This window comes from Lentilactobacillus hilgardii DSM 20176 = ATCC 8290 (assembly GCF_000159315.1).
Taxonomy (GTDB): Bacteria; Bacillota; Bacilli; order Lactobacillales; family Lactobacillaceae; genus Lentilactobacillus; species Lentilactobacillus hilgardii.
This window is the reverse complement of record NZ_GG669992.1, coordinates 225,449-239,120: the sequence shown is the minus strand read 5'-3', so window position 1 is coordinate 239,120 and position 13,672 is coordinate 225,449. Positions and strand designations below refer to the sequence as shown.

Here is a 13,672-nt window from a genome sequence, read left to right as displayed (position 1 = left end):
ATTTTCTGCGTCCCTATATTAAAAACTATAAAACAACTTTTAGATATTGATGATTAAAATGTCCGGATAGGTGTAATTAATTGTACAAAGCTATCACTATCTTCAGTTGGTGTTAGGGTAAATGGACGTAACGATGAAGTGAAATCTAGATTAATTGTTGCTTGACTGAAGGACCGTAATGCATCTTTCATATAATCTGGATTGAAAGAAATTTCTAGTTCATTTCCTTCCACACTCTTTGGTTCCATATCTTCTTCAACGTTACCGACATCTGGCGAATTACCATAAATAGTAACTGTCTTTGTTTCAGGTTTAACTGTAATCTTAACGACATTATTCCTGGAAGCATGTGATAGCAGTGAAGCACGTTCAATTGACGCAAGTAATTCTGGTGCATCGAAAGAGATCCTTGTATCGTGTGAATCTGGAATGAGTCGCGATGTATCAGGATAATTGCCCTCAAGCAAACGGGAGTAAAATAAAGTATCTCCAATTGTAAATAATACCTGGTTCTCTGTGACAGATAAAATGATGTCTTCTTTATTGTCGTCAATCATTCTAGATAATTCAATCAAACTTTTTCCAGGAATGACAAAGTCGAATGAACCATTGATTGGGGTTTCCAAGATAACTTTACGTTGACTTAATCGATGACTATCTGTAGCGACTGCTAAAAAGTTGGTGTCCGATAATATAAAGTGAACACCAGTTAGAATGGGACGGCTTTCTTGATTTGAAACAGCAATAACTGTTTGGCTGATGATTTGTTTTAGCAAGTCGCCAGCTAATGGGATTGAATTTGTTGTTTCTATTTCAGGTAGGTGTGGATAATTGTTAGCATCAAGACCGTTAATCGTAAATGATGAAGGACCTGATGTAATCATTGTCTGAAAATTCTCACCTACTTCTATTGTGAGTGTTTCTTCAGGAAGTTTTTTAACGATATCGGTGAAAAATCTTGCAGGCAACACAATGGCACCTTCCGATTCAACAGCTAATAAATTATCAGGATTGTCTGTTTTAATGGTTGTTTCGATAGAAATATCAGCGTCACTTCCAGTTAAGATAAGTCCTGTTTGTGTAGCTTGTAATTTTAAACCCGTTAAGATGGGAATGGTTGTTTTTGTGGAGATTGCCCTGGAAACTGTGTTTAATGCCTTTGTAAATTCGGTTCTGCTAATTGTAAATTTCATACTGGTAGTTAACCTCCTGGAAAGTTATATTAATTAAATTAATAAAGCAATAAACAAAAAAGCAGTAATAGTAGTCCCTGTGGATTTGTGGATAACTATTAATTCTGCTGATGCTATTGAGAATGATCCTGTGGATAAAGTTGTGGATAACTTATAAACTTTTACAAAAATTATCCACAACCCATTATACCATTTAGCTTAGTGCGGTTTTGATATCTGAGATTTCTTTACGAATGTCAGCATCGATTTTGATGACTTCTGCAATTTTGTCACACGCATGAATAACGGTTGTATGATCTTTACCACCAAATTCTTTTCCAATTTTAGGAAGGGAATTGCTTGTCATCTCCCGTGAAAGATACATTGCGATTTGTCTTGGAATAACGATGGACTTCATTCTTTTTTTTCCTTTTAAATCACTAATAGTCACATGAAAATAACTTGCAACTTTGTTTTGAATGTCCATAATTGATAATTCGTTATTTGCTTTTGCAAGCTTTAATCCTTTAAGTGCTTCATAAACTAAGTCCGTGGTGATTGGTTCATTTTTTAGTTTCGAATAAGCTTGTACCCTTGAAAGCGCGCCCTCGAGTTCACGGACATTGGAATTAATTTGGCCAGCAATGTATGACAGTGTTTCGTTTGGGATGGTTAAGTTATCAAGTTTAGCCTTACTTTTTAGAATAGCAATCCGGGTTTCTAAATCTGGGGGCGTAATATCTACAGGTAGTCCCCATGCAAACCGTGATACCAAGCGTTCCTGAAGCTTAGGAATTTCTTGTGGTACCCGATCTGATGTTAAAACGATTTGTTTGTCGTTATTATATAGATCATTAAAAGTGTGGAAAAATTCTTCTTGGGTTCCTTCTTTTTGGGCGAAGAATTGAATATCATCAACCATTAATAAATCAACGTTCCGATATTCACGTCTGAACTCTTCTGTTCTATTGGTTTGAATGGCATTAATAAAATCGTTGGTGAATGCTTCACTTGTAACATATTTGACGTTTGTTTCTGGATGGTCCTCAAGTCGTTTATTACCGATGGCTTGCATTAAGTGGGTTTTTCCAAGTCCAACGCCTCCGTAAAAGAAAAGTGGATTATATAATTTTCCAGGTTCTTCAGAAACAATTAGTGCGGCTGCGTGTGCCATCTGATTTCCTTTACCGATAATAAAGTTATCAAATGTATAATTTGGGTTGAGATGAGTTTCCTTACTAAATGAAAAAGTTTCATCTTGATCGTCAGCTGTAGAGTCGGCTTTGGCCGGTTCTTTTTTTTGTGCTTCCTTTTTGATATCCGAGTCTAGAATAAATTTTGGTTCAATGTTTCCCTTTGTAATGACAAAGGCATATTCAATTAAATTAGGAGCCAGTTGTTCTTTCCAATAATCTCGGTGTAATTCAGAAGGAAGGGATAAAGTAAGAGTTGATCCATCAAAATCAACGGGTGTGACAGGTTTAATCCACGTATCATATGTAAGATCAGTGGTATTTTTTCGAAATTCTGTGCTTAATTTTTGCCACAGTGAATCTTTATCTAACACTTTGAAGTCCCCCCTAATTAAATAGTCGTTATAAGAAATGCAAATTAATTCTAGCATTCCAAGCAAAAGTTTTCCACAGGCAAAAACGGCCTGTGCATAATTGTTTCACAGGGGTGGACAGAGGGTATAACCTGCCTGTGGATAAGTGAAAAAACTAAAGAAAAGAATAGATAATTAACAGGTGAGTGTGGATAACTAAAGCCGATATTATCAGCTTTTTTGAAAAAGATGATCAATCTTATCCACAGGCTGTGGATAAGATTGAAAACAAGCTGTGATTCTGTGGATAAACCTGTGGAGTTTAGTAAAGTTCATTATATTAAACAAGGGGGTTATCCACAGTTTTTGTGCATGAAACAAATTTTTCTTTTTTAGAAATTTTTTTGAGATTAAAAAGTATATTTCATTTATAGACAAACTATGTTAATATGTTAAGGAAATGCATTTGAACATCCTATATTAAATGCTTAAACGCTAATTTCTTTGAATTATAAAGGAGGGTTTCTGATGAAAAGAACATATCAACCAAAGAAGCGTCATCGCGCTCGCGTTCATGGCTTCCGTAAACGAATGAGTACCAGCAATGGTCGTAAAGTGTTAGCACGCCGACGTCAAAAAGGTAGAAAAGTATTGTCTGCATAGACCACTGACCATTCAGTGGTCTTTTTCATTATTTTTAATTATGTGGAGATGGATCATGCGAAAATCGTATCGTGTAAAAAAAGAGGCTGAGTTTCAGAAAGTGTTTGAAACTCATAACTCGGTTGCTAATCGTCAATTTGTTGTATATACGTTGGACAAACCGGATCAATTACATTTTCGCGTCGGGATTTCTGTTGGGAAAAAAATTGGGAATGCAGTACATAGAAATTGGGTCAAAAGACGAATTAGACAGGCAATTTTTGAGTTAAAACCTGATTTACGTCAAGATGTCGACTTCATTGTAATAGCACGTCCATCTACTGATCAGATGTCGATGCGAGATGTTAAGTCCAGCTTGATTCACGTTTTTAAGCTGGCAAGGCTGCTTGATTCCAACTATGATGGTGGGGAAAAACATTGAAAAAAAGAATAAAGAAAATATCGGTACTATTATCACTACTAAGTTTAACGGTTGTTTTGTCTGCTTGTAGTAATAGCCCAATTACTGAACACAGTACTGGAATTTGGGATGGCTGGGTTGTTTTAAACTTTTCTCGAGCAATCATTTGGTTATCTAAGTTTTTCAGTGATAACTATGGAATGGGAATTATCATATTTACAATTCTTGTTCGAATTGTTATTTTGCCTTTAATGATTTATCAAACTCGTAGCATGCGTAAAACACAGGAAGTCCAACCACAACTTAAGGCATTGCAAAAGAAGTATTCTTCACGAGATGCTGAAACAATGCAAAAGCTACAGGCTGAACAAAAGAAGTTGTATGCGGAGGCAGGTATTAATCCACTTGCTGGATGCTTGCCAATGATTGTTCAAATGCCAATTTTGTTTGCCTTGTATCAAGCAATTTGGCGAACTGATATTTTGAGAAGTGGTACATTTTTCTGGTTACAACTGGGTCATCCTGATCCAATCTTTGTTTTACCGGTTTTAGCGGCATTATTTACTTTCATTTCGTCTTGGCTGGCGATGAAGGGGCAGCCTGAATCAAATTCTATGACAACTATGATGACTATTGGGATGCCGATCTTCATTTTAATTATGGCGGTCAGTTTACCTTCAGCTTTATCTCTTTACTGGGTAATCACTAATGCTTTCCAAGTTGGTCAAACATTAGTGATTCAAAATCCTTGGAAAATTCGGCGTGAACGCGAGCAAAAGCAAAAAGAAGAACGTGAACACAAACGCGCAGTTCAACGAGCGATTAAAAAGGCTAAACGAAGCAAACGTAAATAGTTTATAAAAACCCCCACCTTGGATTTTTCCAAGGTGGGGGTTTTGCGTTAACTTTTATAGCGATGACTACTTTTGACGACTTTCTGCATATTTTGTTTTAATATAATTGGCAGAGGTTTGGAGCTTCTTTAGCTCATCATCAGTTAGATTCAATTGAAGTTGCTCTAAAATTCCGTCACGACCAACAATAGCTGGGTAGGATAAATAGGTGCCATATTCTTCCCTGTAGTTTGAGACAGGTAGTTCTGTCCTAGCATCACTCATAATCGTATAAGCTAGGCGAACAGCAGCTGTTGAAACACCGTAATTCGTGTATTTTTTGGCATGAAAGACCGTGTATCCACCAGTGCGGGCTTCTTGGTCAAGCGCATCCAAATCCAGTCCCTTTTCTTTTGCGATATCAGTAATTGGTTTACCAAGTACACGGACAGTTGACCAGGCAGTAAACTGTGAATTACCATGTTCACCTAAATTGTAGCCAATAACAGAACGAGAATCGATTCCTAATTTGTCGGCAACAGATGCTCTCATACGAGCTGAGTCTAAGAGGGTTCCTGTTCCAATAACATGTTTTTTGGGTAAACCAGTAACTTCTTGATAGATGGATGTAATGACGTCAACAGGATTGGTGATTACAACAATTTTACCGTTGAATCCAGAGTCTTTAATTTGTTTAGCAACCAATGGTACTTGCTTACTTGTAAATGGTAATTCAGCAAATCGGTCATCATTAGCGTTGTCTTGTAACTTGATATTACCAATAGCTGAAATAATCACATCAGCATCCTTTAAAGCAGCATAATCATTCGTCGTAATGTTAATGTGCCAAGGAAGATTAACTAATGCGTCACGGAAATCCAACGCGTCAGCGGTTACCTTATCCTCACGTAAATCAATTAATACTAAGTCATCAGCAATGCCGGTTGATACGATATAATGAGCTGCTGCGGCACCAACATTACCCATTCCGATAATTCCAATTTTTCTAGACATTTAAAGACCTCCCTGAATTAGTCGAATTATTAATTGTTGATAAAATCTTAAATTAGTAAATGCCATTTTTCTCTTGTGTAAGCCCAGTTAGCGATTTATTAGGGCATAAGCTACGTAAAGAAAAAATCACCAGAGACCAGAAGCCTGTGATGATTGACTATTGCTTCCCGTTGAATCATAGCGGGCTCCCAAGCGTGCTAATTATACTTTATAACATAAATTAATAATTCTTACTGAGATTATTCTTGCATTTAGTATACGCAATTAATCTAGAATAAACAACAAGAAGTTGTCAGACTTAGTTCTCGAAAAAGCGGGAACCTACAAGTTAAATATGCTGAATAATACAGAAAACTTGATTAAAACATGGCGACCTAATAAAAACTCACCTAAGGATAGTGATTGAACTCCATTCCTTGTTAGTCAACGTGGTTAGGATCGTTCTTTAGGCTTACCGGATAGGCCATTACATCTGCATCCAAAATATCATACTTTTTCATAAGTGCGTGTTCTACTTTTTTACCAATTGAATATGCCCTTGTTAGGCGGGTATCATCAGCCAGATAAACGCCGACCTTCATGACAATTTGGTCACCAAGCCACCGAGGCTCAATTCCTTGAACACCCAATACTCCGGGGATTTCATTAATGGTTTTTGAATATTTGTCAATGGCTTTAGGACTGAAACCCTCTGTTAGTCTCATAATAGTTGTTCGAAAAATTAAGATAGACGCATGAAGTATTAAAAAGCCAACGATAATAGTTGCAACGCCATCCAGCCACTGAGCTCCAAGATAGGCACCTCCGATTGATAAAAAAGTACCGAAACTTGTCCATGCATCACTTTTTAGGTCTTGTCCAGAGGCAATAAGGGCCTGATTATTTAACTGGTTTCCTTTCACAGCGTTATATTTGGCAAGTATAGAAATAGTGGCCGCAGAAACTAAACTAACACCCAGCGACCAGAAATTTGGCTGAACGGCAACCCCCTGAAAAAATCTACGAACGGCAAAAACGCCATCCACAAGAATTTGAATACTAATTGCAAACATAATAGTTGCTGATAAAAAGGCAGCGATATTCTCGTATTGCCAGTGACCCATCACATGATTAGAATCTGGAGGCCGTCTTGAAATTTTTAAGCCCGTTATGATAATGGCGGCGCCGCAAACGCCTGTCAGGTTATTTAACCCATCAGCAATCAAAACGGTAATATGGTTCCAGTATCCAATAACTAGTTCCGCTGTCATAATAACCGCATAGGCGCTTAGATTGGCATATGTAATCTTCTGCGCTTCCTGTAATTTATTTAAGCGATGCTGACGATCAATGATAATATTCCGACCGGCATCGTACTGATTTATATTTGCCAATATGCTCACTTCCTAAAAACGAAAACCTGACGATCATTTTAGATGGTTAATGATCTCATTCGATTAATAATAGAGCCATCAAGCTTAATTATATCGGCTTTATCAAAATAATGTTAAATGGTGATTGCAAATATCACAAAATAATTAAGGTTTGCGTTTAGTTTGCGTTTTTTTGCTAAACCATTTATTAATGTAATGATTTATGCTATTATAAATCAGTTAAATCCATTAAAGGGAGTTTATTATGACAATTTACTCTGGCAAAACTATCCAAGACGCAGTGAAGCAAGCCTTAGCTGAATTATCACTCAATAAGGACCAAGTTGAAGTTAAAGTGATTCAACAACCAAGGAATGGTTTCTTTGGCATCGGTCGAAAACAAGCTAAGATTGAACTATTAAGAAAAGAAAACACAAACCAAACACAAATAAAAACCGGTTTAAATAATCAACCACATACAGAATCTGCTAATAATCAGGGAATCGTTAATCCATCAGAAATTGTGAAAGAAGCGAGGTCAGAGGATGATCTTGATCTAGATAAAATCGCACAGGATCTGGCAGACTATCTTAATGATGTCTTAGAAGCGATGGGCTTTTCGTTTACCCTAAAACTCGATTTAAAAAATAAGCATTCAGTCTACATTGACATTGATACGGAGCAGGAAAGTCGATTAATTGGTCGTCATGGTCGGACAATTAATGCGCTTCAAAATCTGGTTCAAATTTTTGTTAATCGATCAGGAGCAAATAATGTGAATGTGGAACTGGATACAGCTGACTATCGAAATCGGAGGAGTGAAGCATTGATTCAATTGGCCGATAAGACTGCACGCAATGCAATCGCAAATGGCAAGCCTGTTTATCTCAATCCAATGCCTTCTTTTGAACGCAAACAGATTCATAATGCACTTGCAGATAATGACCACGTTATCACTTACTCTACGGGCAAAGAACCGCATCGGGTCATTGTCGTGGCTCCAAAATAAATTGGAAGCTGTTTCAAATTTTTCGTTGACAAAACGTGTACTTTAAAATATGATGAAAGTAATCATTCTTATCTTAACTAGGTAAAGTAGTCAAAGTGCTTTATCCATGCTTTTTACGCATGGAGTGGGCACTTTTTTTGTGCGTTTAAATGTATTTTGTGGTTTAATAGTGTGACGTTATTGTATTTTTATGTGGGAGGAAACTGAAGTATGGTTTTAACAACAACAGAATTTGACACAATTGCGGCTATTTCTACACCGCCTGGTGAAGGCGGAATTTCAATTGTTCGAATCAGTGGTGAAGAAGCATTGGATGTTGCAAAGAATGTTTATCGAGGCAAGAATCTTGATAAAGTAGCCAGCAATACAATTAATTACGGTCATATTGTTGATCCTTCTACAAATCAAGAAGTAGATGAAGTCATGTTATCGATTATGCGGGCTCCCCATACCTACACAAAAGAAGATATCATTGAAATCAATTGCCATGGTGGCATTGTTGCAACTAATCGGATTTTGCAATTGGTTTTGAGTAACGGTGCTCGAATGGCAGAACCCGGCGAATTTACAAAACGTGCATTCCTAAATGGACGGATTGATTTGTCACAATCTGAAGCTGTTATGGATTTGATTGAAGCTAAAACGGATCGATCGATGAAAGCCGCTATTAGTCAATTGGATGGTAATTTGTCCCATCTAATTAAACATCTTCGGAAAGATATTTTGGATGTATTAGCTCAAGTTGAGGTTAATATTGACTACCCGGAATATGACGATGTTGAAACAATGACCAGTAAGCTGCTTCGTGAAAAAGCAACTGATGTTCATAAACGAATCGTACAATTACTACAGACTGCCAAGCAAGGTAAGATTCTTCGAGACGGGTTGGCGACATCCATTATTGGGCGTCCTAACGTCGGCAAGTCCAGCCTTTTGAACCATTTATTGCATGAAGATAAAGCAATCGTGACAGATGTACCCGGGACGACCAGAGATGTCTTGGAAGAGTATGCAAATGTTTCTGGGGTTCCTTTAAAGCTTATTGATACGGCGGGTATTAGAGATACCAATGATAAAGTTGAAAAAATTGGTGTTGATCGCTCCAGAAAAGCAATTAATAGTGCTGATTTAGTTTTACTGGTTTTAAATGCGAGTGAACCTTTAACCGAAGAAGATCGACAATTAATTGATGCAACTAATAAGAAAAAACGAATCGTTGTTTTGAATAAAACTGATTTACCCATCAAACTAAATTTAAGTGAAATAAAGCGATTAACTAAAGCCCAAAATATTATTTCAACATCTGCCATCAAAGCAGACGGTTTAAAAGGATTAGAGGAATTAATCTCAACAATGTTCTTTAATGAGGGTATTGCAAGTAGTCAAAATGACGTTGTTGTAACAAATGCACGGCATATTGGATTATTAAATCAAGCTAAAAGCGCACTCGAAGATGTCCTTAAGGGGCTTGATGAGGGTATGCCGGTTGATTTGGTACAAATTGATATGACAAGGTGTTGGGATTTTCTTGGTGAAATTACCGGCGATAGTTATCAAGATGAATTGATTGATCAACTGTTCAGTCAGTTCTGCTTGGGAAAATAATCTGTTTCATGTGAAACATTTGGAGGAAAATACAGTTGAAAAGTTTACGAGTTAGCGATGTGAAGCAGAAATATCGCGGCAAAAATTATGATGTCATTGTTGTTGGTGCAGGACATGCTGGTTGTGAGGCGGCTTTAGCTGCTGCACGAATGGGTAATAAGACACTTGTTTTAACCATTAATTTGGATATGGTAGCTTTTATGCCATGTAACCCATCGGTTGGCGGTCCAGCAAAAGGGACCGTTGTGCGTGAAGTAGACGCGCTTGGCGGTGAAATGGGACGTAACATTGACAAGACCTATGTACAAATGAGGATGTTAAATACCGGTAAAGGACCCGCCGTTCAAGCATTGCGTGCACAAGCTGATAAACATGCCTATCATGCTGAAATGAAGCACACAATGGAAAATGAACCTAATTTAACGCTTCGACAAGCAATTGTTGATTCTTTGATTGTTGAAGATGGTGTTTGTAAGGGTGTCATAACCAATACCGGTGCGAAATATTTTGCAAAATCCGTTGTGATTGCAGCTGGAACGGCCGCTCGCGGTAAAATTATCATTGGTGAGTTAATGTATGCTTCCGGCCCCAACAATTCTCAACCAGCAGAAAAGTTGTCTGGAAGTCTTGAAGAACTTGGTTTTGACTTGGAAAGATTTAAAACCGGAACGCCTCCACGTGTTGATGGTACAACAATTGATTATTCTAAAACTGAAGAACAACCAGGGGATGAGAAGCCTCATCATTTTAGCTTTGAATCATCTGACAAAGATTATTTGGCTGTAAAAGATCAGCTTTCTTGCTGGTTAACTTATACAAACGAAACAACTCATAAAATCATTCGGGAAAATTTGGATCGTGCACCGATGTTTACCGGTGTGATTGAAGGAGTGGGTCCTCGTTATTGTCCATCAATCGAGGACAAAATTGTTCGATTCGCCGATAAGAGCAGACACCAATTGTTCTTGGAACCTGAAGGTCGCAAAACTGAAGAATGGTATGTCGATGGGCTGTCTACGTCAATGCCTGAGGAAGTACAACAGCAGATGCTGCATACTATTTCAGGATTAGAAAATGCTGAAATGATGCGACCCGGATATGCTATTGAATATGATGTTGTCGCTCCTTACCAGTTGAAGCCAACACTGGAAACGAAAATTGTAAAAAACCTATTTACGGCTGGTCAGACAAATGGGACCTCCGGCTATGAAGAAGCTGCTGGTCAGGGAATTATTGCCGGGATCAATGCTGGGCGCCGTGCGCTTGGCCAAGGACCATTTGTTTTAAAAAGAAACGAAGCTTATATCGGCGTTATGATCGATGATTTGGTGACTAAGGGAACTAAAGAACCATATCGTCTCTTGACAAGTCGTGCTGAATACCGACTATTACTTCGAACAGATAATGCTGATATGCGGTTAACAGAAAAGGGTCATGAAATTGGTTTGATTTCTGATGAACGCTATGCGCAATTTCTTTCAAAGAAAAAAGCGATTGAGTCTGAAATTGATCGATTAAATAGTATTCGAATTAAGCCCTCAGATGTTGTTAATAAGTTCGTTGAAGCGCATGGGGACAAGCCATTAAAGGATGGCGTAATTGCCTCGGTCTTTCTTAGACGGCCATATGTTGACTATCAGACATTGTTACAGTTCATTTCAGATCCTGAACAGCATTTGGACCGACACGTTATTGAACAGGTTGAGATTCAGACCAAATATGCTGGCTATATTGCTAAGGCAGAGTCAAGTGTCGAAAAAATGAAACGTATGGAAGCAAAGAAAATTCCTAATCGGATTGATTATGAAGCAATTGATGGTATTGCCACAGAGGCACGTCAGAAGCTTCAAAAAATTCATCCAGAAACAATTGCCCAGGCATCTCGAATTAGTGGTGTTAATCCAGCAGATATTGCAATACTAAGTGTTTATATTCAACAAGGAAAAATTGCCAAGCTAAAGAAGAGCGTCTGATTTAAGACGTTATATCATTTGGAATATTGATCAAGAGCTAAAAGAACTGGACAAATCATTTCACGTGATTTGTCCGGTTCTTTTATTGTTTGAGTTGATTTGAAGAATTGATTTTTAAAAATAGAATGAGGCTTAATCCGATACAACCCGCGATGGAAATTGCCATTGGTAGGTAGGTCTGACTGCCCATAACACCAACAACTGGTGACATAATACCACCAATTGCATTTTGGGAGAGGCCTAATAAAGCCGAAATACCGCCACTGTTTTTAAGTGAAAGATTCATGATGACAGATGTTGTCAGTGTAAACAACATACCAAATTGAAAGACCATTAACAGAACTAAAATTGTGACTGTTAACAGGCTGTTAAATAAAAACCAACTTGAGATTAAGGCCAAAGCTGTCATAAATGTTGATCCTAAAACGAAACGGATTTGTTGAGATTCCGAAACACGAGTTGCTAATAGGCCCGGAATTGCCGATCCAATTGCAATACCGATACCATTCATTGCATAGAGAAATCCAAAATTTGCAACGTTCATGTGAAAGTAATTTTGAAAAACAAATGAGGAGGCTGAAATATAACTGAAAAGTCCCCCATAAACTAAGCCGCTGGCAATGACTAATTTTACAAATTTAGTATTCTTTAAAAGGCTAAACATTTCAATGATGGAGTTAATCGGACTTCCAGAAATTCTTGAGGCAAACGGCAACGTTTCTTTGATTCCCAGCCAGATCGCAAGCGAGACAATGAAACCAATTAACGCTAATAAAATGAAAACACCCTGCCACTCGACGTATTTAATAATGTACCCGCCAATAATTGGGGAAATGACCGGAAATATACCATTAACAGCAGAGAGCATTGAATAAAATTTTGTCAGTAGTGGTCCTGAAAACAAATCTGAGGTAATAGCTCGTGATAGCACTTGACCGCTAGCGCCTGCTAATCCCTGTATAAATCGCAAACCAATCAGTAAGTAGACAGAATGACTACTTGCAAGTAAGAAGCGAGACCAGGCCAAAGCTTAAAAAACCAACTATCAAAGGCCCCTTTCGACCATATTTATCGCTAAGTGGACCTGAGATTAGTTGGCCGATTGCTAATCCTAAAAGACACGCACTTAAACTTAGTTGAATTAAAGAAGCATGTGTCTGTAAATCGCGCGTCATTTCGGGTAATGCGGGTAAGTATAAATCGATGGAAAGTGGACCAGTTGCACTGATGGTGCCCAAAATAAATACCAGCCAGATACGTTTACCTAAACTGGGAGTTGTTGCCATTTAATCACCCATTTCTAAATCATATGCTGCCTCAAATAATGATAGCGGTTTAGCAAGTTAAGCGCAACTAATTATGGATATGTTAATTATGTTCTTAAAATGTTGTGTTGATAGTAAAATATGCTAAAATATAATTCGATTGTGTCCATTAATGGCTTTATTTAAAAATAACGGATTGATAAACACAGTGACTTTTATGTTAAAAGTCCATGAAGGAGTAAAAGGATGAAATTTTTAAAGGGATTGCTGGGAATTGTTATTCCGATTGCAATCGGACTTGCACTTGCACTTGTTATTAAGGCAACCGTCGTCACGGTTGCAAGAGTTGACGGCCCATCAATGGAGCCAAATTTAGTTAATAATGAACGTTTATTGGTTTGGCGCCATGCCAAAATCAAGCACTTAAGTGTTATTGTTTTTGATGCACATGGTGAAGATCCAAGTGCATCAAAACCAAACACAGATTATGTTAAGCGTGTTATTGGTCTTCCTGGCGATACAGTTTCTAGTAACAATGGCAACTTATACGTTAATGGTAAAAAGGTTAATCAAAGTTTTATCAGCAATTATCAGCGAACAACCGGAACTGGTAACTGGGATTTGCAAACACTTTCGAAGAGTTGGGCAAAACATCCAAATTCTGTAAAAGTTCCAAAAGGAAACTATTTTGTACTGGGCGATCATCGTAGTGTCTCAAACGATGGCAGGTATTGGGGATTTGTTCCTAAAAAGAAAATTACCGGTGTTGCAAAGACCTTCTTCTGGGGAACTGATAAGACAAAGCGGAATAACGTTAACAAATTGGCCTATTAATCTTTT

The 13,672-nt window shown here is 37.7% G+C and carries 11 protein-coding genes and 1 pseudogene; 7 read left to right on the top strand and 5 right to left on the bottom strand.

Translation table 11 applies throughout. The features are described 5' to 3' along the window. Positions 1–53: 53 nt before the first annotated feature. Both dnaN and dnaA read right to left on the bottom strand, forming a co-directional pair. The gene (gene dnaN, locus HMPREF0519_RS01125) at positions 54–1,193 is read right to left on the bottom strand and encodes a DNA polymerase III subunit beta (protein WP_003556656.1); all 1,140 of its coding nucleotides are present in this window, start codon (positions 1,191–1,193) and stop codon (positions 54–56) included. 193 nt (positions 1,194–1,386) lie between these two features. Further along, the gene (gene dnaA, locus HMPREF0519_RS01120) at positions 1,387–2,739 is read right to left on the bottom strand and encodes a chromosomal replication initiator protein DnaA (protein ID WP_040472600.1); all 1,353 of its coding nucleotides are present in this window, start codon (positions 2,737–2,739) and stop codon (positions 1,387–1,389) included. Between the two features lie 507 nt (positions 2,740–3,246). On the opposite strand from dnaA, the gene rpmH reads away from it, so the two are divergent. The 3 genes from rpmH to HMPREF0519_RS01105 are packed head-to-tail and all read left to right on the top strand — an operon-like array spanning position 3,247 to position 4,635. Further along, a complete protein-coding gene (gene rpmH, locus HMPREF0519_RS01115; protein ID WP_003550985.1) occupies positions 3,247–3,381 on the top strand; it encodes a 50S ribosomal protein L34 in 135 nt (44 codons plus the stop codon). 55 nt (positions 3,382–3,436) lie between these two features. Further along, entirely contained in the window at positions 3,437–3,802 is a 366-nt protein-coding gene (gene rnpA, locus HMPREF0519_RS01110) for a ribonuclease P protein component (protein WP_035444176.1), read from the top strand. Then, on the top strand, positions 3,799–4,635 hold the full coding sequence (locus HMPREF0519_RS01105) for a YidC/Oxa1 family membrane protein insertase (RefSeq protein ID WP_003550980.1): 837 nt from the start codon (positions 3,799–3,801) through the stop codon (positions 4,633–4,635). Before rnpA ends, HMPREF0519_RS01105 begins: the two co-directional genes overlap by 4 nt. 66 nt (positions 4,636–4,701) lie before the next feature. Here the strand turns inward: HMPREF0519_RS01105 and HMPREF0519_RS01100 are convergent, their stop codons facing one another. Further along, positions 4,702–5,628 carry an L-lactate dehydrogenase gene (locus HMPREF0519_RS01100; RefSeq protein ID WP_003556652.1) on the bottom strand — a complete coding sequence of 309 codons (927 nt, stop codon included), beginning with the start codon at positions 5,626–5,628 and terminating at the stop codon, positions 4,702–4,704. 419 nt (positions 5,629–6,047) lie between these two features. Beyond that, positions 6,048–7,010, bottom strand: coding sequence for a cation diffusion facilitator family transporter (locus HMPREF0519_RS01095; protein WP_003633907.1), 963 nt, complete (start codon positions 7,008–7,010; stop codon positions 6,048–6,050). A gap of 235 nt (positions 7,011–7,245) precedes the next feature. Between HMPREF0519_RS01095 and jag the strand changes: the two genes are divergently transcribed. From jag to mnmG, 3 genes are all read left to right on the top strand, one after another. Next, positions 7,246–7,989 carry an RNA-binding cell elongation regulator Jag/EloR gene (gene jag / locus HMPREF0519_RS01090; protein ID WP_003633906.1) on the top strand — a complete coding sequence of 248 codons (744 nt, stop codon included), beginning with the start codon at positions 7,246–7,248 and terminating at the stop codon, positions 7,987–7,989. A gap of 210 nt (positions 7,990–8,199) precedes the next feature. Beyond that, complete coding sequence (gene mnmE, locus HMPREF0519_RS01085) at positions 8,200–9,594, top strand: tRNA uridine-5-carboxymethylaminomethyl(34) synthesis GTPase MnmE (protein ID WP_003633904.1); 1,395 nt, start codon at positions 8,200–8,202, stop codon at positions 9,592–9,594. A gap of 35 nt (positions 9,595–9,629) precedes the next feature. Next, the gene (gene mnmG / locus HMPREF0519_RS01080; protein WP_003556645.1) at positions 9,630–11,567 is read left to right on the top strand and encodes a tRNA uridine-5-carboxymethylaminomethyl(34) synthesis enzyme MnmG; all 1,938 of its coding nucleotides are present in this window, start codon (positions 9,630–9,632) and stop codon (positions 11,565–11,567) included. Positions 11,568–11,649: 82 nt separating this feature from the next. Here mnmG and HMPREF0519_RS01075 read toward each other — a convergent pair. Further along, positions 11,650–12,853, bottom strand: a pseudogene (locus HMPREF0519_RS01075) (multidrug effflux MFS transporter). A gap of 225 nt (positions 12,854–13,078) precedes the next feature. On the opposite strand from HMPREF0519_RS01075, the gene lepB reads away from it, so the two are divergent. Beyond that, the gene (lepB, locus tag HMPREF0519_RS01070) at positions 13,079–13,666 is read left to right on the top strand and encodes a signal peptidase I (protein ID WP_003550966.1); all 588 of its coding nucleotides are present in this window, start codon (positions 13,079–13,081) and stop codon (positions 13,664–13,666) included. Positions 13,667–13,672 lie beyond the last annotated feature (6 nt).